Origin of the sequence: Exiguobacterium abrahamii, assembly GCF_015645365.1 — a bacterium.
Lineage (GTDB): Bacteria > Bacillota > Bacilli > Exiguobacteriales > Exiguobacteriaceae > Exiguobacterium_A > Exiguobacterium_A abrahamii.
The window spans coordinates 1,388,084-1,408,169 of sequence record NZ_JADOYC010000001.1 but is presented as its reverse complement, the minus strand read 5'-3'; the positions used below and the strand labels follow the sequence as shown (position 1 = coordinate 1,408,169).

32 protein-coding genes are annotated in these 20,086 nt (G+C 47.7%); 17 read left to right on the top strand and 15 right to left on the bottom strand.

The annotated features are described in order from the left end of the window. The first annotated feature begins 187 nt into the window (after positions 1-187). Positions 188-718: a hypothetical protein gene (locus ITJ88_RS07325; RefSeq protein WP_195865154.1), complete on the top strand. Its 531-nt coding sequence runs from the start codon at positions 188-190 to the stop codon at positions 716-718. Positions 719-786: 68 nt separating this feature from the next. On the opposite strand, the gene ITJ88_RS07320 is transcribed toward ITJ88_RS07325, so the two are convergent. The 3 genes from ITJ88_RS07320 to ITJ88_RS07310 form a co-directional block, all read right to left on the bottom strand. Further along, positions 787-1,209 carry a MarR family winged helix-turn-helix transcriptional regulator gene (locus ITJ88_RS07320; RefSeq protein ID WP_023468160.1) on the bottom strand — a complete coding sequence of 141 codons (423 nt, stop codon included), beginning with the start codon at positions 1,207-1,209 and terminating at the stop codon, positions 787-789. Between the two features lie 19 nt (positions 1,210-1,228). After that, on the bottom strand, positions 1,229-1,648 hold the full coding sequence (locus ITJ88_RS07315; protein WP_195865153.1) for a MarR family winged helix-turn-helix transcriptional regulator: 420 nt from the start codon (positions 1,646-1,648) through the stop codon (positions 1,229-1,231). A gap of 155 nt (positions 1,649-1,803) precedes the next feature. Beyond that, complete coding sequence (locus ITJ88_RS07310; RefSeq protein ID WP_195865152.1) at positions 1,804-2,334, bottom strand: hypothetical protein; 531 nt, start codon at positions 2,332-2,334, stop codon at positions 1,804-1,806. Between the two features lie 199 nt (positions 2,335-2,533). On the opposite strand from ITJ88_RS07310, the gene arr reads away from it, so the two are divergent. The 3 genes from arr (at position 2,534) to ITJ88_RS07295 (ending at position 3,752) form a co-directional block, all read left to right on the top strand. Next, entirely contained in the window at positions 2,534-2,935 is a 402-nt protein-coding gene (gene arr, locus ITJ88_RS07305) for an NAD(+)--rifampin ADP-ribosyltransferase (RefSeq protein WP_195865151.1), read from the top strand. 19 nt (positions 2,936-2,954) lie between these two features. Further along, positions 2,955-3,470 carry a hypothetical protein gene (locus ITJ88_RS07300; RefSeq protein WP_195865150.1) on the top strand — a complete coding sequence of 172 codons (516 nt, stop codon included), beginning with the start codon at positions 2,955-2,957 and terminating at the stop codon, positions 3,468-3,470. A gap of 105 nt (positions 3,471-3,575) precedes the next feature. Then, positions 3,576-3,752, top strand: coding sequence for a hypothetical protein (locus ITJ88_RS07295; protein WP_195865149.1), 177 nt, complete (start codon positions 3,576-3,578; stop codon positions 3,750-3,752). A gap of 45 nt (positions 3,753-3,797) precedes the next feature. Here ITJ88_RS07295 and ITJ88_RS07290 read toward each other — a convergent pair whose 3' ends face one another. The 3 genes from ITJ88_RS07290 to ITJ88_RS07280 form a co-directional block, all read right to left on the bottom strand. Then, positions 3,798-4,274 (bottom strand): DUF6773 family protein, encoded by a 477-nt coding sequence (locus ITJ88_RS07290; protein ID WP_195865148.1) that lies wholly within the window; start codon positions 4,272-4,274, stop codon positions 3,798-3,800. Beyond that, positions 4,267-4,476 carry a helix-turn-helix transcriptional regulator gene (locus ITJ88_RS07285; RefSeq protein ID WP_370567773.1) on the bottom strand — a complete coding sequence of 70 codons (210 nt, stop codon included), beginning with the start codon at positions 4,474-4,476 and terminating at the stop codon, positions 4,267-4,269. The genes ITJ88_RS07290 and ITJ88_RS07285 overlap by 8 nt, the downstream gene beginning before the upstream one ends. Positions 4,477-4,565: 89 nt before the next feature. Beyond that, entirely contained in the window at positions 4,566-4,997 is a 432-nt protein-coding gene (locus tag ITJ88_RS07280; RefSeq protein ID WP_195865147.1) for an Rrf2 family transcriptional regulator, read from the bottom strand. A 163-nt stretch (positions 4,998-5,160) separates the two neighbouring features. Here ITJ88_RS07280 and ITJ88_RS07275 point away from each other — a divergent pair, with 163 nt between their 5' ends. Continuing rightward, on the top strand, positions 5,161-5,796 hold the full coding sequence (locus ITJ88_RS07275; RefSeq protein ID WP_195865146.1) for an NAD(P)-dependent oxidoreductase: 636 nt from the start codon (positions 5,161-5,163) through the stop codon (positions 5,794-5,796). 128 nt (positions 5,797-5,924) lie between these two features. Next, positions 5,925-6,107 (top strand): hypothetical protein, encoded by a 183-nt coding sequence (locus ITJ88_RS07270; RefSeq protein WP_195865145.1) that lies wholly within the window; start codon positions 5,925-5,927, stop codon positions 6,105-6,107. 57 nt (positions 6,108-6,164) lie between these two features. Here the strand turns inward: ITJ88_RS07270 and ITJ88_RS07265 are convergent, their stop codons facing one another. The 4 genes from ITJ88_RS07265 to ITJ88_RS07250 all read right to left on the bottom strand — a co-directional run bounded on the left by ITJ88_RS07265 (position 6,165) and on the right by ITJ88_RS07250 (position 8,268). Continuing rightward, positions 6,165-6,446, bottom strand: coding sequence for a hypothetical protein (locus ITJ88_RS07265; protein ID WP_195865144.1), 282 nt, complete (start codon positions 6,444-6,446; stop codon positions 6,165-6,167). A gap of 89 nt (positions 6,447-6,535) precedes the next feature. After that, a complete protein-coding gene (locus ITJ88_RS07260; RefSeq protein WP_195865143.1) occupies positions 6,536-6,904 on the bottom strand; it encodes a hypothetical protein in 369 nt (122 codons plus the stop codon). Next, positions 6,897-7,700, bottom strand: a complete 804-nt coding sequence (locus ITJ88_RS07255) for a hypothetical protein (RefSeq protein WP_195865142.1) — start codon at positions 7,698-7,700, stop codon at positions 6,897-6,899. The genes ITJ88_RS07260 and ITJ88_RS07255 overlap by 8 nt, the downstream gene beginning before the upstream one ends. Before the next feature lie 25 nt (positions 7,701-7,725). Further along, positions 7,726-8,268, bottom strand: coding sequence for a GNAT family N-acetyltransferase (locus ITJ88_RS07250; protein ID WP_195865141.1), 543 nt, complete (start codon positions 8,266-8,268; stop codon positions 7,726-7,728). A gap of 215 nt (positions 8,269-8,483) precedes the next feature. Here ITJ88_RS07250 and ITJ88_RS07245 point away from each other — a divergent pair, with 215 nt between their 5' ends. Genes ITJ88_RS07245 through ITJ88_RS07235 form a run of 3 tightly spaced genes read left to right on the top strand, consistent with a single transcriptional unit; the run spans position 8,484 to position 10,999 of the window. Then, the gene (locus ITJ88_RS07245) at positions 8,484-9,113 is read left to right on the top strand and encodes a DedA family protein (protein WP_195865140.1); all 630 of its coding nucleotides are present in this window, start codon (positions 8,484-8,486) and stop codon (positions 9,111-9,113) included. Positions 9,114-9,167: 54 nt separating this feature from the next. Next, positions 9,168-10,295, top strand: a complete 1,128-nt coding sequence (locus tag ITJ88_RS07240) for an MGDG synthase family glycosyltransferase (RefSeq protein WP_230088562.1) — start codon at positions 9,168-9,170, stop codon at positions 10,293-10,295. 17 nt (positions 10,296-10,312) lie between these two features. After that, on the top strand, positions 10,313-10,999 hold the full coding sequence (locus ITJ88_RS07235; protein WP_195865138.1) for a polysaccharide deacetylase family protein: 687 nt from the start codon (positions 10,313-10,315) through the stop codon (positions 10,997-10,999). A gap of 46 nt (positions 11,000-11,045) precedes the next feature. Here the strand turns inward: ITJ88_RS07235 and ITJ88_RS07230 are convergent, their stop codons facing one another. Together ITJ88_RS07230 and ITJ88_RS07225 are read right to left on the bottom strand one after the other, a co-directional pair. Further along, on the bottom strand, positions 11,046-11,273 hold the full coding sequence (locus ITJ88_RS07230; RefSeq protein ID WP_230088560.1) for a hypothetical protein: 228 nt from the start codon (positions 11,271-11,273) through the stop codon (positions 11,046-11,048). Positions 11,274-11,376: 103 nt separating this feature from the next. Continuing rightward, positions 11,377-12,486 carry a GGDEF domain-containing protein gene (locus ITJ88_RS07225; protein WP_195865530.1) on the bottom strand — a complete coding sequence of 370 codons (1,110 nt, stop codon included), beginning with the start codon at positions 12,484-12,486 and terminating at the stop codon, positions 11,377-11,379. 155 nt (positions 12,487-12,641) lie between these two features. Between ITJ88_RS07225 and ITJ88_RS07220 the strand changes: the two genes are divergently transcribed. The 7 genes from ITJ88_RS07220 (at position 12,642) to ITJ88_RS07190 (ending at position 17,295) form a co-directional block, all read left to right on the top strand. Next, positions 12,642-13,175, top strand: coding sequence for a DUF402 domain-containing protein (locus ITJ88_RS07220; RefSeq protein WP_195865136.1), 534 nt, complete (start codon positions 12,642-12,644; stop codon positions 13,173-13,175). Further along, positions 13,172-13,657, top strand: coding sequence for an NUDIX hydrolase (locus ITJ88_RS07215; RefSeq protein ID WP_195865135.1), 486 nt, complete (start codon positions 13,172-13,174; stop codon positions 13,655-13,657). The genes ITJ88_RS07220 and ITJ88_RS07215 overlap by 4 nt, the downstream gene beginning before the upstream one ends. Positions 13,658-13,830: 173 nt before the next feature. Continuing rightward, positions 13,831-14,586, top strand: a complete 756-nt coding sequence (locus tag ITJ88_RS07210) for a helix-turn-helix domain-containing protein (protein ID WP_195865134.1) — start codon at positions 13,831-13,833, stop codon at positions 14,584-14,586. After that, entirely contained in the window at positions 14,586-15,221 is a 636-nt protein-coding gene (locus tag ITJ88_RS07205; RefSeq protein WP_195865133.1) for a M15 family metallopeptidase, read from the top strand. Before ITJ88_RS07210 ends, ITJ88_RS07205 begins: the two co-directional genes overlap by 1 nt. Further along, positions 15,218-15,463 (top strand): phage holin, encoded by a 246-nt coding sequence (locus ITJ88_RS07200; RefSeq protein ID WP_195865132.1) that lies wholly within the window; start codon positions 15,218-15,220, stop codon positions 15,461-15,463. The genes ITJ88_RS07205 and ITJ88_RS07200 overlap by 4 nt, the downstream gene beginning before the upstream one ends. Positions 15,464-15,597: 134 nt before the next feature. Then, positions 15,598-16,734: a GGDEF domain-containing protein gene (locus tag ITJ88_RS07195; RefSeq protein WP_195865131.1), complete on the top strand. Its 1,137-nt coding sequence runs from the start codon at positions 15,598-15,600 to the stop codon at positions 16,732-16,734. Positions 16,735-16,800: 66 nt separating this feature from the next. Beyond that, the gene (locus tag ITJ88_RS07190; RefSeq protein ID WP_195865130.1) at positions 16,801-17,295 is read left to right on the top strand and encodes an Imm64 family immunity protein; all 495 of its coding nucleotides are present in this window, start codon (positions 16,801-16,803) and stop codon (positions 17,293-17,295) included. A gap of 41 nt (positions 17,296-17,336) precedes the next feature. Here the strand turns inward: ITJ88_RS07190 and ITJ88_RS07185 are convergent, their stop codons facing one another. Then, positions 17,337-17,630, bottom strand: coding sequence for a hypothetical protein (locus ITJ88_RS07185; RefSeq protein WP_029341604.1), 294 nt, complete (start codon positions 17,628-17,630; stop codon positions 17,337-17,339). 199 nt (positions 17,631-17,829) lie between these two features. After that, positions 17,830-18,507, bottom strand: a complete 678-nt coding sequence (locus ITJ88_RS07180) for a hypothetical protein (RefSeq protein ID WP_195865129.1) — start codon at positions 18,505-18,507, stop codon at positions 17,830-17,832. A gap of 124 nt (positions 18,508-18,631) precedes the next feature. Here ITJ88_RS07180 and ITJ88_RS07175 point away from each other — a divergent pair, with 124 nt between their 5' ends. Further along, complete coding sequence (locus ITJ88_RS07175) at positions 18,632-19,705, top strand: threonine aldolase family protein (RefSeq protein ID WP_195865128.1); 1,074 nt, start codon at positions 18,632-18,634, stop codon at positions 19,703-19,705. Here ITJ88_RS07175 and ITJ88_RS07170 read toward each other — a convergent pair. Then, positions 19,675-20,082, bottom strand: coding sequence for a MerR family transcriptional regulator (locus ITJ88_RS07170; protein WP_195865127.1), 408 nt, complete (start codon positions 20,080-20,082; stop codon positions 19,675-19,677). The two genes, ITJ88_RS07175 and ITJ88_RS07170, sit on opposite strands and share 31 nt — an antisense overlap. Positions 20,083-20,086 lie beyond the last annotated feature (4 nt).

Sequence of the window (20,086 nt, the reverse complement as noted above, 5' to 3'; positions counted from 1 at the left end):
TTTGCATAGTTGAAAGATCAGCGATGTCAACTGTGTACAGCAATGGATGATGGTTAAAAATCAGGTTAAGAAAAATAATCCGTTCCCTTGATTCCTGAAAAAGGAAATTTTAAGTGTCTTGATTTTGTATAATGAAGAGGGAAGACGGAAGGAATATAAACATTATTCAAAGGAGGAGTGTAGTGAGATGAGAGTCGTAAGAGTAGACCGATTGGTAGTGGCATTGAGCATCTTTAGTGGACTTCTTGTATCCTTGGGTCGCTCGACGCAAGTGTATCCGCAATCAAGCAGCGGCAATGGTAATCTAGGGCTTATACCGCTCCTGCTACTCCTATTGATTTTTCCATTTGGAATCAGTCTCGTGGTGCAATGGATGAGAGCAGCGCAGTTACGTTTTTTATTCCTAATTGGTTTATCGATCTGTACGATGATCTATCTTGTGTGTGGCATCTTCTATCAAGTCGAGCAATTCAGCCAGTATCAAGTTTTCGTTAAACAACAAGTTAGGGCGGAGAATGGAACGATCGATGAAAGTTACTTAACAAGTATTACGTCGGTACCTTCGCCCTATATGAACAGTCAGTTCTTTAACAGCAATACTTTCTTGATTTACTGGGCAAGCATCTTATTAGTGGCAAGCTTGATTGCATGGTGGACTCGAAATAAATCGTTATTGTCGGATTCAGATAAAAGGAATACGTTCCCATTTGAACAATGAAAGAGTCCTTCTCTCTACTGTGCTTTCAGAAGAGAGAAGGACTCTTTTGTTATAACGATTACGCGCATTTAAAAATGATCGCTTTGCATCTTATGGAGCAATTGGTCGAACGTCTCGTGGTCCTTTGATGTAAAGGCGCGGAAATAACGATCATCAATCTCTTCGATCTCGGGAGCTGACGTTTGAATCAGCGCTGCACCATCTTCCGTCAAGAGAATCCGCTTTTCCCGGTTGATTCGTTTTCGGATGACGAGGTGTTCCGCGAGCAACTTCTTGACCGTTTGCGAAATGGCACCGCTAGAAAGTTCAAGCGTGCGTTCAAGTGATTTTTGCGTCGCACTCTCTTGATGATACAGGGTCATCAATAAATCGAATTGGGACTTCGAGAGTCCTTTTGGTTTCAATACATCGTTGACTTCTTTCGAATAACGAGAATGGATCCGCTGGATGGCGTTCCAGTGTTGCATTGAAGATTCGAATGTGAAGGTCATGATTTTTCCTCCTCTTCTGTCATGCAGGGTTGAGCTTATCGAAGAAACGGATTAATTCTTCCTGTTGTCGAGCCGTCAAAGCGGCGAATTGTTCCTGTTGAAAACGTTCGTAGGCAGGCAATACTTCTTGCAGAATGGCTGTTCCTTTTTCCGTCAAGAGCAAATAGTTCGTCTTCCATTGGCGCTTGCGGGTGATGAGTTGCTGATCAAATAAACGTTTGATTCCGTGTGAAATCGTGCCATCGGTCACCTGGATCCGTTCAGCGATTTCCTTCTGGCTCGTGCATGAGGTCGTCTGTAGGCAACGCAATACTTCAAGGTTCGTATGGGAGAGATCCCATTGTTTCAAAAAAGCATTGACGCGCTTGATTTGTTGATTATGATACGTCGAAATCGTCTGCCAGCATGTCATGGGATATGTCTCTGTCATTATTGTCATGGGGGAACCTCTTAAATGTAGAATGTACTGCTGATGAATTACTTTTACCATACCATATTAAAAATATGTAGTGCTACTAGTTTGAACGCAAACCCATCACTTCCCATCATTGCCTAAGAACTGTACAAAAAATGACCTGAACAAGTCAGGTCGGTTCAGGACGGAATCCCATTTGAGAGCGTGAGATAGGAATCGGTTAACTGGAATCCATATTTCGTAAAACAGTGATCTGAGACGCGTCCTTGTAGGGTGATCTTCGCATAATCACCACGAATCGCGTAATGGGTATACTTTTTTTCGATGTCATGAATCAACGACTCAAGTAACAGACCACGCTCGCCGAGTCCTTCTTCCCGAACGTTGATTTCAAGTAAACAGAATGTACCGTATTCGGTGAGGGACGTGCGCTCCGTTCGTTCATGAAGCACGGTTAAAAATGAACGTTTTGAGATGAGGGATCGACTATTGGGTGGTTCAAGGATCGTGACGTAATAACTGAGTGCCGGGGGACGCACGTTACGCGTGACTTCAACGACTTGCCGTTGATTGTTGTACGCGAGACCAACGAATTGTTCCTGCGGATGATGCGGCACGGTCAGTCCTTCTTGCTCACAAACGGTTTGCCACTCGGCTTCTGGGATCCAGACAGCCTCTTCGGTTTTCGCTAAAGCTTTAAAGAACTTCACGTTGAACGGATGACCTCCTATAGGTATGTAAAATGACTATACCCATCATGCCTGATGGCTAGACAAAAAACGAGTTACAATCTGACGACAAATAGATCTTTCTTTGCTCTAAGTATACCGTGAAATTTCATTTTAAAACAGACTACACCTGAATGAAGCGACTGTCTATACTGAATGTATCCAGTCAGGAGGCGAGCGTATGAAACCAGTCGAAGGTCCGTTTTTCCATGGCACAAAAGCCACGTTGCAAATCGGTGACGAATTGAAACCAGGGCACGCGTCGAATTTTCGTGAACGACCGCTCCAGCACGCCTATTTCACGGCAACACTTGATGCAGCGAAGTGGGGCGCGGAGCTCGCGCAATCTGACGCTCCGGAGCATATCTACCTCGTCGAGCCACTCGGAGCGTATGAGGATGATCCGAACTTGACGAACAAGCGGTTCCCAGGCAATCCGACTCGGTCGTATCGTTCGACGGAACCCGTGAAGATCATTGCTGAACTCGGAACGTGGGAGCGGCATACAGATGAAGAGATTGAGACGATGAAAGCATCGCTGCAGCGGTTACGCGCAGAAGGGAAGGATACGATCATCGACTAAACGAGCGGGGGGAGAAGACTTGTCTGAACATGACTTTAAATCGATCCAACCAACGAACGTGAACGTCATTGATCAATTATTGGTCAATCACTTACATGCCATCCGCCTGAATCAACAGGATGAGCGATGGATCACAATCCTCGAAGATCCGTTCGTTCCACCCATTGAAACGATCGTTGGCGTCTATTGTATTTACCGAAAATCAATTCTTAATCTGTTAATAGGTAGGATTGCCTCCATCGAATCGTATGACTTTCAGAATGCATCTGTGAAAGACAAACTCCTGACAGCAGAAAGCGTCGAAGGAGTGCTTGATATGGCGACATTCGTCGTCATCGCTTCTGAGGACAACACCTATATGTCTCACTACTTCATCGGCGGTGAGGCAGAGAAACTTAATTCGATACTAAATGTATGCTTTGGTCATCCGAATGCGTTGGACGAACAAGCATCAAAACATTCTATCAAACGCTTCGAGCAGGATGTTTTGATCGTTGAAAAGATGGGGTTCATGAAATTGCTTCGAAATGAATAGAGAAACGAATTGAATGTAGGATCAGAACTACCACGTATTTTTTTGTCAGAATGTACTGCAAGGTGAGGATGGAATGGTACAATATGTAAAAAGGTGGTCGTTTATATGTCTCGCTTCAAACAAGAAAAGAAACAACCACTCAATCATCTCCGCGATGGTGTCGATCAAGGTCTCGGTAGTGCCGTACCCCGTGGGCAAAACGACGGGATGCGTGGTCTGGAGATGCTCGCGGTGCTTGTCGTCCTCGGTGGAGGATATCTACTGTATCAATGGTTCATGTAATGCAAAACGCATCATCCTTTATAGGACGATGCGTTTCATTATGTATTACTGAAGTTCTCTCTTAATTTTTCGAAGTGAGATACGAGACAAGACCCATTCTACCAACTGCATCGCTAGGAACGCACAACAAAACTTAACGGGGATCTCCATCCATCCTATTAGATCATGTGGCATACCATCATGAACCGTCGTGATGATGGATAAGAAAAGGCTGGTCAACAAATGTTCTAACGTATGTTTTCTCATTTTCTTCTTAAAGGACGTCTCATCATAAATATCTTGATCGTACACTCCAGCGAATGCCATTCGAATAATGCCGTATACAAGATATCCTCCAATTATGAAAAAGCTAAATCCCCACTCTACAATCGGACGTTCTAAAACCACTCCACGAATGACGATATCAAGTAAAGCTAAGAAGAGGACGAAGATGCCTGCTTCAAAAAACACTTTTGTCCCTTGTTGTTGGACTCGTTCATCCGTTTCTTTTTTAATACCAAAGAATTCTAACCACTTACTCATGCTGTTCCTCCCAAAATAATGTATTTAAATCCGTTTCTAAGGCGTGTGCGATGTCTAAACAAAGTCGAAGACTCGGATTGAACTTATTCGCTTCAATCAAGGCGATCGTCTGTCGTGTGACATGTACTCTCTCTGCTAGTTGACCTTGTGTTAAGCCTTGCTGCATGCGAAGTTGTTTCATCGGACTCAACGATGTAGACATATCCATCCACTCCTTTACAAATATTCCCTTAGCTAGTATGTCATATATAGATGACATATGCAATGTATATATGACAAAAAACATCGCCCTTATGAGGACGATGCTTCTTTTTGTTCGATTTCACTGACGATATCATCCAGTGTGACGTGAGCGAGTACCTTCTCAAGAGCAGATTGCGCAAGCTCGAAGATGGGTGTGACCGTCGATTGGATGTTTCGTCCGACCGGGCAATCTGGATTCGGTGCGGCATGGACGCCGAACAATTCCTTGTCCGGCACGACAGCGACGGCGTGATAGACGTCAAGCAGCGTGATAGTAGACAACGGGCGGGCGAGTCGCGCACCGGCGACACCCGGGCGGACCGCGATCAAATCAGCTTTCTTCAACATGCTCATGATCTTACGGATGACGACCGGATTCGTATTGACGCTGCCAGCAATCAAGTCGGATGTCATCTTCTCGTCGGTCGCAATCAACGAGAGAATATGGATGCCGACGGAAAAACGAGTACTGATGGCCAACGGATGACCCTCCTTCTTAAAAATATTGTTCTCTCATTATACGCTGTATCGTTCATTTGGCAAGAAACGGGGAATAGGAACAACACAGTTGACAAACGAAGTATTTGTAACTATATTGGTTACATGTAATCACATTAGTTACATATCAAAAGGAGGAATCATCATGAACATCGGAATCATCGGCGCAACAGGAAAAGCAGGGCAGTTGATTGTACAAGAAGCAATCAAACGTGGACATGACGTCACGGCAATCGTCCGTAACGCGGCAAAAGTGACGGCAGACGTCACGATTCTCGAGCGCGATGTACTCGCACTGACAAAAGACGATCTGAACGGATTTGACGCCATCGTCAACGCGTTTAATGCAGCACCGGGTGAGGAGACGAAGCATATCGAAGTCGGGCGTCATTTAATCAATGTGTTAGCAGGAAGCAAGACACGACTATTCGTCGTCGGTGGTGCGGGAAGCCTATTCGTCGATGCCGAGCATACAGTACGCGTCATGGAAACACCGGATTTCCCGGAAGCGTATTATCCGACAGCCTCGAACATGGGAAAAAACTTGATCGAACTGCAAGGGCAACACGACGTGACGTGGACGTATCTCAGCCCCGCTGGATTCTTTGATCCAAGCGGTCAACGCACAGGAACGTATACAGTCGGCGGCGAGCAGATGATTCTAAACGCAAAAGGGGAAAGCTACATCAGTTACGCGGATTACACCATCGCTGTAGTCGATGAGCTAGAAAACGCGCAACATCTCAACGAGCGGTTCTCGGTCGTTGGCGAACAAGGGTGATGGTGTCAGACCGACTTACGTAGTCGGTCTTTTTTAGTGGGCGGAGTGAGAGATACGGCGGAGGACGGATGGCATAATAGCATGGTTTGTTTAATATGAGAATAGAAACGACTAAAGGAGTATAAATCATGATGCGACGAGTTTTTAGTATCATCAGTCTGTTAGCTGTCTTGATCGTCTTTACGACATCGACGCAACCGTCTCGGTTCGAACGTTCGAAACCGGTCGCGACGATCGAGGATCATTACGAGGGACAAATCAATTGGCCGAGTGAAAGTGATCCGTTGCTGGAGCTTAACGCCAAACCGTGATCTACATATTGCCGACCAAAGCCCGTCTCCTTGAAGAAGACGGGCTTTTTGGTGACGTTAAATGACAGTCATTGCGTTCAAGAAGACGAACAAGAACGTAATGCCGCTCGTCAAAATCAAAAAGGGGAGGACGATCAGTAATTCAAGATGCGGACGAACGCCATGGTAGAACAGAAAGAACAGTGACAAACAGGCGGTCGTGATCGTCAGCGCAAGTGAGGCAATCAATTCATGAAGGGGTTCAACGAACGGAATGAGGGACGATCCAGTGATCGTGTCGAAGGCGAAACCGAAGGACAAAAAAATGAGTAAGTACAAAAGTGATTTTTGACGAAACATGTGGCATGTCTCCTTTACTGAACGATACATTCAGTATAATGCCTAGCTTGTCATTCTTACCTAACAAAAATGTAAGAATGTGGCTGATTTCAAACAACTGAATCGTTTTTGTATAGTAATGTCAAACGTGTCATTAAATAATAGAGGAAGGCGGCGCTACTCGCAATCGCTTGAAAATAGAGCGGTTGAAACAGACCATTGAAAACGATTAATAAGATGCCACCAATAAGTAAGGCGATGCCTTGATTCAGGAAGAGATGTGATGCAAAAGAAAGTGGACGCGTTCGGAAGCCGAAGTAACGAATCGCGTCCGTTAAGATGCCGCCGACCGTGATGATGATCGCAAACGACAGCAATGTCTCAAAAACACCTGAATAATACCCAGCGTCCGTCTCGGGCATAAGGCGTGGTGACGATGGGAGATGTTGATACAGCATTAAAAAAATCCAGTTAGTCATCAGTAGTCGAAATGACAGACGGATCATGGTGTTCCTCCTTCCCGGTTTTCATGACGATGAATAGGCGGGTGACCATCACATATAAAAAGGCAGCGACTACGTTTCCGGTGAAAAATACCGAAGGAAGCGAAGTGAACAAAATGAACGCGCCAGCAAACACGAAGACCGTGCCTTGATGAACGAGGAGATGTGTCTTCCACGGTAGCGAACGCTTCGTGAAATGGACAGCTAACAGCATGTCAGCCATCGCGATGCTGCTGAAGAACAGTAGCATGACAGCATCTAACTGTTCATTGACCAACTGCTCCGCATAAGACAGAAACGGAATCCTCATCGTCATCGTACCAAACAAGTTAAGAAACAAAAAGAAGCTGAGGACGGTCCGACCGAGCCACCCGAATAGATAGGGGAGGAATGCCGGATACTTCCGCGCTGATTCGGAGACGAGAAGATACACCAATGCTACTCCAGAACAGAACAAGACAAAATAGAACGAAAATGGATTGGGTTGCACAAGTAGATAGAGGACGATACTCGCGAACAACGCGACGACTTGATTGAGGATGATCCGTTGTGCGAATGAGATAGTCGAACGGAATAACAGGCGCGGAAGCCCTTCTGTCAAGAGTGCACCGATCAGGATGACAGGACCGGCAAACAGTAGACCAATCAGGAAGAAGTCGGTGAAGGACGTGCCGTAGATTGCTGGATCCCCCATCTCAAGCCCAGCAATCAGTGCGTACAAGAAAGCAAACAATATCGCAGAAATGAAACTGCTCTTTACGATCGATACCATGAAATAAGTCCTTTCCGTTTGTTGCTCAAAATAGTTTGTACCAATACAGCGTCAGATCGATGTGTGGATTGGCGGATTGTTTTAGGCTATCGACACCGCCAAGCACGAAGCCTTCTCGCGCGTAAAACCGGCAAGCTATCAGATTATCGTCCTGTGCTTCAAGGGACAGACCAATCAACTCGCGTTGCTGTGCCCACTTCGTCGCAGCGGCGAGCAGTTGGTGTCCAACGCCTAGTTTACGAAACGTTTGTTTGACGGCGATGTTCTCGATGTAGGCGAAACGGTTCCAGTCACGAACGAGACGGATCTGACCGATACAAGAAGTGCCGGAGAAGGCGAGTAGGACGATACGATCTTGATGATCAATATAAGTAGACCAATCGAGACGGTCGTCCGGGAAATGGGTCTCGGTAGCTGTTTCATAAAGTTCTTCCGTGTAGGACCAAGTGGTGCTGGAGAACTGCGGAACAATACGTCCGATGATTGGGAACGGTTCGTTGGCATCATTAACGAGTGGAATACTCTCGGTCGAGAGCGGGCAAATCGTCAGCTGTTTTGTCTCTTTCATCGTCATCCTCCTTCTATCCTTAAAAATATACTTCACTCTCTTCATCATCTCCTAAATGCTAAGAACTGTCACGAGGAGAGATACGAGAATAGGTCAATTTTTAGCTGAAAACGGGTTTTAATTTTTCTAAAAAAGGAATTGCATGAACAGGAACGAATACATAGTCAGAAGACGATGAAACATTACAGAGAGACAGCAGTAGAGGACGTGACAACATGAACATGGATACGGTCAACCAGTATCTCGATGCCTATGGATATGGCGTTATTTTCATCTTTTTATTTTTTGGCATCGTCGGGATTCCGGCACCGGAAGAATCGCTACTCGTCCTGATTGGAATCTTAAGTGGTCGGAACGAAGAACGTTTGATTTACTCAATCTTAACGGCATACGCCGGGACGTTCGTCGGTATGTTGACGGCATATGGCGCGGGGCGCTTCTTCGGACCGACCGTCTTACGATACGGTCGTTTCATCGGATTGACGAGAGAACGCTGGGAGCGGGTGTCGAACGGCTATATGGAACGGATTAATCGGACGATCATCGCCGGTCTTTATATTCCGGGCGTGCGGCAAATCAATCCATATTTTGCAGGCATGAAGCGAATTCCGTTCGGTCGGTATTTCTTTGTGTCGGCACTTGGTTCCGCGCTATGGGTCGTTCCTTTCGTCTTACTCGGTCACTTTGCCGGAAAGACGTTTCATATCAAGCCGGAAGTCGTACCGTATTTCGGACTCGCCTTACTCGTATTGTTTCTGCTCGGTGTACTCGTCAAATGGATCAAGCGTAAACGGCTCGAAAAACGCGTCGTTTTAGGGAAAAACCAAGCGGGAAAAGAAGACTAAACGATACTTCTTTTTAAAGGATTTTTGCGGATAGTTTGAAGGAGTGGACATACGATGCAAAAAATAGTGATCTTTCCTTTTTTAAGGATGCGATCCGGTCATCATCTCGTCGCGGAAGCCATTGCCGAACGATTGCAGGGACCAGATGTTGAAGTCAAGGAAGTAGAGTTACTCAGTACGATCAGCCCGTTCGCAGAATGGGTGACATCGAAGTTTTATCTGAACTGGATCCGACATTTCTCAAACGGTTATAGTCGTTTTTACCATCGGCATATTGCCGGACGATCGAGTAACGCGCGCTCAAGAGGATGGACGTCGCATTATTTCCAACAACAGATGTTACGAATCATCCGAACGGAACAACCGGATGTCATCATCTGTACGCATGCGTTTCCGTCCTATCTCTTGAATCAATTGAAGGAACGAAACCTTTGTGATGTCCCCGTCATCAATGCCTATACCGATCTATTCGTTAGTCGCGTTTGGGGAAAGACGCATATCGAGTATCATCTGTTGCCAAATCGTGAGGCGAGGCGGGAATTACACGCGCACCATGCTGTACCAGAAGAGCGGTTGTTCGTGACGGGAATCCCTGTCCATCCAGCCATTTCTGGTGGTTCGATCATTCGTTCGACGCAGTCGCGCAAACAAATTCTGGTTGCGGGCGGAAACGGTGGACTCGGTCAACTCGAGACGTTGCTGACGCAAATCGAACAGTGTGCGGAAGCAGATTTTCATGTCTTGTGCGGGAACAATCAGACGCTTTATAAACGGTTAGCCACTCGACGTCATCCACATATCCATCCACTCGCCTATATCGATTCACGAGATGAGATGAATCAATTGTACGAACGGATGGATGCGATCGTCACGAAGCCGGGTGGCGTGACGGTTAGCGAAGCGTTCGAAAAACGTGTACCGCTGTTCATTCAACACGTCCTACCGGGGCAAGAAGAGATTAATCGTACGTATTTGATGGAGAAGGGGCTTGCGTTCTCCTTTAATCAAACGGATTCACTCGCGGACGTCATCCGTCGGACGCTTGAGAACCCGGACGTCATGCATGCTTGGCAACAGGCAGTCACACAGTATCAAAATGATCGTGTCATGGCCGATCAGCGATTTTTCGCTGAACGGATTGAGGGTTGCCTGCAAGATCGTCGTCAAAAAGTAAATGGATAATAAGGGAGTTAGTTTACATGCGTTCACGTCTTGTCACAGCGGGAGTTCTCGCGACACTCGCCTATACGGTCGTTCCGTATATGGCGTCACGCGTCTTTGGATGGCGCGTGACGAAATCACTGGACTCACGATCCGTCGCCTTGACGTTCGATGATGGTCCAGATCCTGTCTATACGGCAGAACTGCTTGATCTTTTACAACAAGAAGGGATTCATGCGACGTTTTTCGTCGTGGGTCATAAAGCAGAAGCACATCCGGACCTCATTCGCCGGATGCACGAAGAAGGGCATCAAGTCGGGATCCACAATTATATCCATCGTCCGAACTGGTCGATGCGACCGTCGACCGTCCGGACAGGTATCGAGCGGACGGCTACAGTCATTGAACGGATCACGGGCGAACGTCCGACGGTCTACCGTCCACCGTGGGGTGCGCTTAATGCTGGAGATGTCCTCTGTCCTCCTTCTTACAACATGATTCTCTGGTCGAAGATGGCAGAGGACTGGAAGCTAGAGGGCGGAAAGGCAAAAATCAAACGGCTGCTATCAAATGTGTCAGAAGGAGACATCATCTTGCTCCACGATAATGGGGATACGTTCGGTGCAGATCCACAAGCACCCGTGCAGACAATTGCGGTGCTGAAAGAACTCTTGCCGGAGTGGAAAGCACGTGGCTTACAGTTTCGTCGAATCGATCAAGCGTAAAGAAAGAGGACTTACCGGTTTCATGGTAAGTCCTCTTTTGCATGGATTAAGCATTGCGTGATATGTCGTCCTCGTCTGCTTGACGATGATGGAGGATCAAGCGTCGTACGACGAACGAGCGTAAGAATAGGATGAAGGTGATGAGCGGAAGTAGTAACCACCACGATTGCGTTAAAAATAAGTCATCAAACGACGTGATTATGACGAAATGACGCCCGATGTACAGCCACATGAACAAGGAACTGACGAATAGAATGGCTTCTGATGTCGTCATGAATTCAAAATCGGATTTCATTGCTTCACTCCTTATGGATGGATGAGCTGTTTTTGCATCACCCAGCGCAGTCTACTCAATAATCGAATGGGTATGATAAAGATTAAGAACGGACCGGTTCGCGGTCTTGCGTCGTCATCGCCGCCTCAGCATCGACCTCGTACAGAATGACACGGTTCCGCCCTTGTTCCTTGGCGGCATATAACGCTTCGTCGGCAAGGATATTCATCCGCTGGGCAGCGACGTGTTTCCCATGGGCGATGCCGACGGACGCTGTGATCGAGATTGCGGGAAAGCCGTCGAGCTGAAAGCGCGTGTTCGCGATTCGCTCCCGGATTCGGTTGGCGACCTTCGCGACTTTCGAAGGCGTCAAATCATAGACGAGGACCATGAATTCCTCTCCCCCGATGCGCGCCGTGATATCATGCGGACGCGTTTCTTCCTGTAAGATCCGTGCGAACTGTTGTAAGACGAGATCCCCGTTCGCATGCCCGTATGTATCGTTGACATGCTTGAAGTGGTCGATGTCGAGTGCGAGCACATTGTAGACACGTCCTTCTTCTTCGAGAAGTGCTGTCCGTTCATCCCAAACACGGCGATTGTACAGTCCCGTCAAATGATCGAGTTCCGCTGATTGTTTGTAGCGCTGCACCTGTTCGTTGAGCAACTGAAAATCAATCGTCAACAGACTCGATAAGAGCCCGACCGCCAGTCCAATCGTCCATGTCGAAGCGAGCAAACGAAGAGCGGCGTCACTAAAGCCGAGATTGATCGAGACAGCAATCGAGATCATGAACAACGCCCAGACGTTCATGATGAGATTTTGCAGGAATGGTCGATGGAGCAACCGTTTATGGATGAAGTACATCCCGGTGCTGATACCAAGGACTGCAAGAAACGCGACGATCGCTTGGGGTGTCCAGCCGAAGTAGAAACGGGAGCAGCCGATGATTAACGTTGCGATGATCAGGGGCGATCGGACGCCATAAAAAGCGAGCAAAACAAGCGGTAAATGACGCAAATCCATCCGTAACGACTCGTTGACGGCAATCCCCTTAAACATCAACAGTACCCCGAGCAGCCCGGTCGCGAGACCGACGATGAGGGATTTCAAGCTACTTGACGCAAGACGTTGACTATAGATGATTTTGGCGATCAAATAAAAGCCGGTGAAGGCGATACAAGCATTTAATAACAACTCGGCAATGAACATCGGTTCCACATCCTTGAGTATGATACTTTCACGATAGCAGTTTGTTAAAGGATGTCAACGAGAGAGTCTCAAAATTTTAAAGATTCAGGTAAAGTCTTGCTCAAACAAATTTATTTGGTAAAATTAGAGAGCTTTAGGGAAGGGGTGGGGTGAGAATGGAACCGAAGCATGTCACGATAGAAGCGCGAAAATTTGATGGACGTCCGCACTATTCATGGGACGGCTATGTCCTTGAACAGACGGAAAACTATCTGCTCGTCGCGAATACGCCCGGGCGGACACTTTTGCATCATCGTCGCGAAGCGGTTTATACATATGACAATTATAGTCTCGAATTCTATCCGCTTGATGCGGATTTTACGGTCGGTCTCGATTTAGAGCGGACGGGAGAGGTGACGTACTACTGTAACATTTGCTTACCGCCGGTTCTTCAAGGAAATAGCTTATCGTTCATTGATCTGGATCTCGATCTCGTCCATCGCGAGGGAGTATGGACGGTAGTCGACGAGGACGAATTTTTAGAGAACCAACAATTGTACGATTATCCGCCTGATGTGATTGAACGAGCCCGTGCATCGTTACTGAACCTACAACAACGAATCGCGCAGCAACAGTTTCCGTTTGACGGCTTTTTGGATCCATTCATCCCGACCGTCCTGCAGATGAAGAGAAGGGGGAATGACACATGAAGACGATTCGTTGCCACCGGGCATTTGGTGTCTATGGATTATTGATGAAGGAGGATGCCTTACTCGTCATCGACAAGAATGGTGGACCGTATATCAATCGCTATGACTTACCAGGGGGAAGCCTCGAAGAAGGAGAGACGCTCGCTACGGCGATGCGCCGGGAATTCACGGAAGAGACCGGGCTCGAAGTGGCACTCGAACGACAGATCGGCGTCGCGGACTTCAAGCTTCCGTGGGATTGGCGCGAGTTCGACGAAGTCCATCACATCGCCGTCTTTTATCTCGTCCGACAGACGGGTGGAACGCTGAGTATCCCCGAACAATTCGTCGGACAAGACTCGCTCGGTGCGCGCTGGGTCAAGGCGAGTGACGTCTCGATTGATAACGCGTCACCGCTCGTACTCGAAGCGTTTCGCTGGATCGAGGAACAGCAACTCGATCTCGAGGCACGACACTTTTCGAATTGGGATGTCTTGAAATGAACAGGAGCGCTCTTCGTTAACGGAGAGCGCTTTTTTATGTCTGCAATGTCATAAAGACGAATCGTCAGGAGTGTTGGTCAAACCAAGCAGCATCATCTGATTGGTTCGCATGTATTTTTTTCGAACAATCCTCGACCTCTGCCTGTCATATGTCCTAGAAAGGAGGAATCACCATGCAAGCCCCATATCTCCCGGTTCCCCATACGCTCTTACGGAGCGGGACGGCATTTGCGTCCGTCCATGAAAAGATGATCTATCTGATCCTTGAAAGCTTCAGTGGTCAGGATGGTCAAGCATTTCCGTCCTATCAGACGATCGCCGACGCTGTTCCGTGCAGTAAATCGACGGTCAAGTCATGTATCCAGTCCTTGATCGCAAGCGGTCGGATCGAAAAAGTCGAACGGTTCACGAAACACGGGGGACAGACGTCGAATGCTTACCGTGTCCTGCCCCGTGTCGAGACGCCGTCCCCGGCGAGTCAAGTGACGACTGCCCCCGAGGTTTCTGTTGCCTCCGAAGAAGAAGTCTTGAAGAATACGATTTTAAAAAAGGAGCTGGTGCAGCAATACGAGATGAATCTCGGCAAGGCGACACCACGAATCGAGCAGGAATTGCTACAGCTGGCAACAGACCATCCGATCGAGCGCATCCAGTATGCGATCGAAGAAGCGGCGCGAGCGAACAGTCATCAATTCGGTTACATCGAGCAAGTCGTCAAGCGTCTTGCGACCGGATTGCCAGCTGAACGGCAGAAACGAATAACCAAACGCTCAAGGAGAGACACTTCATTATTTCAATTACCGAACTGGGTGGAACAAGAAAAAGCAGCACAACGAGCATATGAAGCACACCAGAAGAAGAACCAGAGCATACCTGACGACGCCGAAATTGCTGAACTATTACAAGCACTGACAAGGGAGGGAGCCTGATGCAGCTAGAAGAATTACTCCGACGTGCCAATCAAAAACTATCCGTTCCTGGCATGCATCCGTCTGTCGTCCGGATCACGCGTGACGTGATACGAGAGCTTTATCCGCATGGAATCAAGCTCGGTATAGCGCAAAGCTTTCGGAGCATCGCGGAACAGAATGCGTTGTATGCAAAAGGACGGACGACGCCAGGACCCATCGTGACGCAAGCCCGCGGCGGACAATCAAACCATAACTTCGGTGTCGCAATCGACGTCTTTCTCTATCAGGATGGGGCATTGTTCCTTTCTCCGCCAGATGCGCGACTCCGACGAATCGTTCGCGCGATGAAACGACGCGGAATGGACTGGGGAGGCGATTGGTCTCGTTTTCCAGACTACCCACACTTTGAACTGTACGATCATGTCAGTCTAGCGCGCCATCACGTGCCAAAACAAGGTCAATATCTCCGGGAAAAAATCCAAGCACCGGAACTCGTCCGAGCCATTGAAAAACGCTTGGGTCTTGTGGTGACAGGAATCTTTGATGCCCGATTGACGCACGCCGTTCGAACGTTCCAACAGACATGTCGTCTAGTCGCTGACGGAATCGTTGGTCCGCAAACATGGCGTCGCCTCTTTCCGGTGTCACCATGATTCGATTTCAGGCGTGGATCCGTCTCTTGATTCCGCTCTATGTTTTTCTTGAGTTACTCTTACCGACGCTCGGTTTTACAGCATTGCCAGTGTCGGCAAGTGACGTCGAGCGATTCGTGACGGGTCTAGTCGGACTAGTTGGTCTACTCGTCGCTTGGTGGAAGAATAATGACGTGACTGAGCGGGCAATGAGACGAAGGCAGGCACAGGAACAGTTGGAAAACACATCCTTGACCGATTAAGAAAGCTGGAAGCGTTTGGAATGTGTCGGCAACGGGCATTATTTCATACAAACGACTAACAGTTTGATTTCAAGACACCGATAGAAGGGATAGACTTTAGTCAATTAGAAAGAGAAAGAAAGGTCGGTCTTTTTGTGAAATGGTCAACGTTGCAGCGCTATTTGTTTTTGGCACTCTGTGCGCTTTTATTTACAAGCGTTTGGAGCTATCAAGCTTTCCTGAAAATCGAACGAGAGAATGCACGCATCTTAAACGAGGCAATTCCAATCTCAACGGAAGCAGCGGAGTTGTTTCCGGCGTTACTCAATCTTGAACTGGTCGTTCGCAGTTACATCCTCTCACCGAACGAGGCGGATCTAGCCCAGTATGAGCGGACGATTGATCGGCTTGATCAAACGGTCAAGCGACTCAATCAACTCGATGAGAATCATCCGATCATGCGAAAGCTCGTCCGAACGGAAGCGATTCCCCGGATCGAGACGGCCATCCGATTTTATGATGCCCAACTGGCACTCGTTCGAAACGGGGATCAAGCAGCCGCTGAGGCAAAGCGTTATCAAGGGATGCAATATATCGAGACATTTCGTCCGATCGATGCCCGTCTACGGACGGACGTCAACCGAATCATCGCCGAAGCAACGAATCGTTCCGAGCAAGCGTCGAGTGCTGCGAAATGGGTCATCGTCGTTGTCGCAAGCATTGCCGTTCTTGTCTTGATTGCCTTCATCCAGACGTTTCGGATGGAACGCAGTAAACAAGCCTTGATTCATCGTTCGCTTCACGACGCCTTGACCGGCATCCCGAATCGACGGGCGTTCGATGAACGACTCGAGCAACTCCTCGAAGAAGCCAAACAACACCAGACACCACTCTCCCTGATTTTGATCGATGTCGATGCTTTTAAGTCGTATAATGATACGTATGGTCATTTAAAAGGGGATGAATGTTTAAAAGAAGTCGCCCGCGTCTTGAAGCGTCAAGTACGGCATGGACAAGTCGCACGGTACGGTGGAGAGGAATTCACAGTCTTGTTGCCGCGTGGAGCAGAAGAAACCCGGCGCATTGCAGAACGCATCCGACAGGACATTCTCGACTTGAATATCGTACATGAACGCTATGAACCACTTTGCCGGGTCAGTGTCAGTCTTGGCTTGACGTCGCTTGTACCCGGAGCAGAAACGACGGAAAAAGAGGTGATCGACCAAGCCGATCAAGCGTTATATCGGGCGAAAGAGAATGGTCGGAACCAAATCGGTGACATGGCAGGGTAATGCATAATCAGATGGGAATGAAGAATGCTGATACAGGTAGGATTTGTTTTTGAAAAAACGCAAGATATGGAACACGCTGTTCGAATGGTCTTGGATGCGTTTCATTCAGATATACGATGTCTCAGATACAGTTACGCGACGGATATCGATGGATCACATTGGAATGAGGAAAAGGGTCTTCCGAAAGACTGGCGTCCATTACTGAATCATCAATACGGGAATGCCTCGCTCGTCTTCTCAGCGTATCATGGTTTAATAACAGTACCGGTTCGAATGACGATTGAAAAAGAGCCTGACTGCTTTGGTTTTCGATTCGGTTTCCAAGAAGAGAATTTAACTGCGTGGTCACTCGATCAGCAAGAGACGATTTTCATGGAGGATATGCAGAGGATTGCCGATCGATCGAATGCTGTATATGCCTATTGTGATTTTGATGCGGAAATCGAGCATGCGATAACGGAGCGGGAACACATCAATCGAGAATATGCGATTATCTACTGGTCCAAGGAGCATACTTTTTTAAAGAACGGTTGGAAAATCGATGGTTTTACCAACCGATGAACATGGAAATCCCCCGCGTTACTTTACGCGAGGGATTTTTTTCATTGTAAGATGACGCAATACGATCGATCGGAAATGAGAGGGGCCGATATGACATAGACCGCTTTGACGGGAACACCACCGACACGTGCATCAAGTTGTTTAAGCTGGGACCGAATCTTGCGACTTAAGCCATAGCGTGTTTCAGTACTGAGTTCATCGACATCTTCTTGGACGTGCAAGAGAAGTTGGAACGGTTCAAGTGAAAAGATTGAAAAATCACAGGAAATCCGTGGATCCTCGAATTTTTCATTCAATTCCTTCTTGATGTAATAGGCTTCTTGTGCACTGATCATCTTCTCTCACCTCACTCTCCTGGTTGAACGACTTTTTCTCTACTATAGTCTATATTACCCAGTTTTCTGGCAACTAATCGTCTGATTTTGAAAAATAGTCAATCCAAATTTTAAAAACACTTGAAACCTTCTTTCAATATGTCATCCAAACTGATTTCGTTAAAAAACCGCCAAGCTTCAATGAGCAGGGCGGAAGAATTCAAGAGATCGATGATCGGACTTGGCATTTTCGAAGGTACTGCTCCATCGCTTGAACGAAGAAGGTCAATTGATGCGTCGAGATGACAGGCACTTTCCCATACCGCACTTCGAAGTAGAGCGGATCAACGGGAGAAGGGAACGCAATTCGGTCGAACCATTCCGTTACCGTCTCGTGGGTCCGGCGCTGTAAGGAAAGCGGCAATTGTGTATTAAAGTGAGCGAGTTGTTTTCGAATCGAGTCAGCAGGCAGGTCTTTTGTCTCATAAATAAAAATCGGGAAGCGTGGCGGAAGCACATACTCTGATGGATCGATACGAGGTCGACGCAACCACTGGAGATAATGCCAGAAAAACCAGCTGCAAAACAGGAGAATGAGACATAGTATGAGAAGATAAGGAGGTGTCGTTACTGAAGAATCGAATCCTGTCCGGAACCATCGAGCTGGCGGATCGGCTTCGCTCATCGTGACCGTGCTTTCGCCATAAGACGTTCCTTCTTCGATCGTATCGAAAATCGATTCCTTTGGACCACAACGGTCGACGCAATATGTATTCGTTGCTGGATCGATTCGTCCAAGCAGTGACGTATAGAGCGACGGGACGAAGTGTTGCACAGTAAGTAGTAGTAGACAGACGAGTGGAATAAGAAACAATAGGCGAGTGCGAAGCGTTTGCACGATAGGGACACCTCCTTTGACGAGTACGTTTAACAGACTTTCGTTACACAGTATAGCAAAAGTGGAGAGGGAATATTTTGATTTTTTCAAAAAATAGTCATTGATTTAGAAGGGAAGGAACGAGATGGATTTACGATCGAGTTACCAAAAGACGACGAAACGTTTAGATGGACATGGGAGTCGGACGGTTGGCGTGTTACAAGAAGCGCTCCGAAATGTCTCGGCTGATCAACCAAGTGATATTTATGGCAATGGCGAATTAATCAAGACGTTCGAGCGCAAGATGGTAGACTTACTCGGGCACGACGATGCAGTCTTTTTCCCGAGTGGCACGATGGCGCAACAGATTGCGCTACGTATCTGGTCGGATGAACAGGACAATCGCAAGGTCGCTTATCACCCGCTCTGTCATCTCGAGATTCACGAACAGGACGGTTTAAAAAAATTGCACGGGATCGAACCAGTATTAGTCGGAGAAGCCGATCGGTTGATGTCGATAGACGACGTCAAAGCTTTGCCGGACGTCAGTTGTCTGTTACTCGAACTGCCGCAACGCGAACTCGGCGGATTGCTTCCGTCGCGTGAAGAACTCGAAGTCATCTGTGCGTATGCCCGCAAACAGAATATCCGTCTTCACTTGGACGGTGCCCGTTTACTTGAGGTCTTACCGTATTATGAGGCAGAAGCAAAGGACATTGCGCAACTGTTTGACAGTGTCTATATCTCTTTTTATAAGGGACTCGGCGGCGTCGCAGGAGCAATCTTAGCTGGACCAGAATCGTTTTGCCAAGAAGCACGAATCTGGAAACGTCGCTACGGCGGTGACTTGATCAGTCTATATCCGTATATTCTGTCTGCCGATTTTTATTATGAACAACGAAAAGACCGCATGGCAGAGTACCATGCATCCGCAAAGGAGCTTGCGAGCAGTTTGAATGCAATCTCAGGCATCTCGACTCGTCCCCTAGAGCCGGTCTCGAACATGTTTCATCTCTACTTCAAGGCAGAAAAAGCAGTCGTCGAAGAAAAATTGATTGAAATCCAGTCGCACGGAAAAGTGGGTATCGCTGGCTATCTCGTTGAGAAAGATGGCGGCTGCGCGACGGAAGTCAATATCGGCGATAGTTTTCTTGCGTTGACGCCTGACGAACGTGAAACGGTCTACCGTCAATTGACGGAGGCGTTCTCAGAGGATTGAACAACATCAGGAGCGGGAATCATAGGATGGAGGCGACGATAAGTGTCGACTTTTTCTGCGATCATTCGCTCCGTTTCTTGTAATGCTGCCAGTTGTGCTAAGACGTTCGCATGGTGGGCTTCAAGCAATGCGAGCCGTTCTTGCGTCGTATCCTGCTCGCCGTGAGCAAGAAACAGCGTCACGTAAGAACGGATTTGCTCGATCGGCATATGCGTTTCGCGCAAGCGGAGAACGAACCGAAGCCATGTCACATCTTGGTCGTCGTATCGACGTTGACCGTTTTGGCGCTTCGGAAACAGTAGCCCTTCTTTCTCGTAATAGCGAATCGTATGGGCACTCGTATCGGTCAATCGACTGATTTCAGAAATCGTATACATACAT

Excerpts from the sequence above, each read along its gene's own strand:
- ITJ88_RS07325 (WP_195865154.1), top strand. The coding sequence starts at position 188 with ATGAGAGTCGTAAGAGTAGACCGATTGGTAGTGGCATTGAGCATCTTT.
- ITJ88_RS07320 (WP_023468160.1), bottom strand. The coding sequence starts at position 1,209 with ATGACCTTCACATTCGAATCTTCAATGCAACACTGGAACGCCATCCAG.
- ITJ88_RS07315 (WP_195865153.1), bottom strand. The coding sequence starts at position 1,648 with ATGACAATAATGACAGAGACATATCCCATGACATGCTGGCAGACGATT.
- arr (WP_195865151.1), top strand. The coding sequence starts at position 2,534 with ATGAAACCAGTCGAAGGTCCGTTTTTCCATGGCACAAAAGCCACGTTG.
- ITJ88_RS07295 (WP_195865149.1), top strand. The coding sequence starts at position 3,576 with ATGTCTCGCTTCAAACAAGAAAAGAAACAACCACTCAATCATCTCCGC.
- ITJ88_RS07290 (WP_195865148.1), bottom strand. The coding sequence starts at position 4,274 with ATGAGTAAGTGGTTAGAATTCTTTGGTATTAAAAAAGAAACGGATGAA.
- ITJ88_RS07285 (WP_370567773.1), bottom strand. The coding sequence starts at position 4,476 with ATGTCTACATCGTTGAGTCCGATGAAACAACTTCGCATGCAGCAAGGC.
- ITJ88_RS07275 (WP_195865146.1), top strand. The coding sequence starts at position 5,161 with ATGAACATCGGAATCATCGGCGCAACAGGAAAAGCAGGGCAGTTGATT.
- ITJ88_RS07270 (WP_195865145.1), top strand. The coding sequence starts at position 5,925 with ATGATGCGACGAGTTTTTAGTATCATCAGTCTGTTAGCTGTCTTGATC.
- ITJ88_RS07265 (WP_195865144.1), bottom strand. The coding sequence starts at position 6,446 with ATGTTTCGTCAAAAATCACTTTTGTACTTACTCATTTTTTTGTCCTTC.
- ITJ88_RS07260 (WP_195865143.1), bottom strand. The coding sequence starts at position 6,904 with ATGACTAACTGGATTTTTTTAATGCTGTATCAACATCTCCCATCGTCA.
- ITJ88_RS07255 (WP_195865142.1), bottom strand. The coding sequence starts at position 7,700 with ATGGTATCGATCGTAAAGAGCAGTTTCATTTCTGCGATATTGTTTGCT.
- ITJ88_RS07250 (WP_195865141.1), bottom strand. The coding sequence starts at position 8,268 with ATGAAAGAGACAAAACAGCTGACGATTTGCCCGCTCTCGACCGAGAGT.
- ITJ88_RS07245 (WP_195865140.1), top strand. The coding sequence starts at position 8,484 with ATGAACATGGATACGGTCAACCAGTATCTCGATGCCTATGGATATGGC.
- ITJ88_RS07240 (WP_230088562.1), top strand. The coding sequence starts at position 9,168 with ATGCAAAAAATAGTGATCTTTCCTTTTTTAAGGATGCGATCCGGTCAT.
- ITJ88_RS07235 (WP_195865138.1), top strand. The coding sequence starts at position 10,313 with ATGCGTTCACGTCTTGTCACAGCGGGAGTTCTCGCGACACTCGCCTAT.
- ITJ88_RS07230 (WP_230088560.1), bottom strand. The coding sequence starts at position 11,273 with ATGACGACATCAGAAGCCATTCTATTCGTCAGTTCCTTGTTCATGTGG.
- ITJ88_RS07225 (WP_195865530.1), bottom strand. The coding sequence starts at position 12,486 with ATGTTCATTGCCGAGTTGTTATTAAATGCTTGTATCGCCTTCACCGGC.
- ITJ88_RS07220 (WP_195865136.1), top strand. The coding sequence starts at position 12,642 with ATGGAACCGAAGCATGTCACGATAGAAGCGCGAAAATTTGATGGACGT.
- ITJ88_RS07215 (WP_195865135.1), top strand. The coding sequence starts at position 13,172 with ATGAAGACGATTCGTTGCCACCGGGCATTTGGTGTCTATGGATTATTG.
- ITJ88_RS07210 (WP_195865134.1), top strand. The coding sequence starts at position 13,831 with ATGCAAGCCCCATATCTCCCGGTTCCCCATACGCTCTTACGGAGCGGG.
- ITJ88_RS07205 (WP_195865133.1), top strand. The coding sequence starts at position 14,586 with ATGCAGCTAGAAGAATTACTCCGACGTGCCAATCAAAAACTATCCGTT.
- ITJ88_RS07200 (WP_195865132.1), top strand. The coding sequence starts at position 15,218 with ATGATTCGATTTCAGGCGTGGATCCGTCTCTTGATTCCGCTCTATGTT.
- ITJ88_RS07190 (WP_195865130.1), top strand. The coding sequence starts at position 16,801 with ATGGAACACGCTGTTCGAATGGTCTTGGATGCGTTTCATTCAGATATA.
- ITJ88_RS07185 (WP_029341604.1), bottom strand. The coding sequence starts at position 17,630 with ATGATCAGTGCACAAGAAGCCTATTACATCAAGAAGGAATTGAATGAA.
- ITJ88_RS07175 (WP_195865128.1), top strand. The coding sequence starts at position 18,632 with ATGGATTTACGATCGAGTTACCAAAAGACGACGAAACGTTTAGATGGA.
- ITJ88_RS07170 (WP_195865127.1), bottom strand. The coding sequence starts at position 20,082 with ATGTATACGATTTCTGAAATCAGTCGATTGACCGATACGAGTGCCCAT.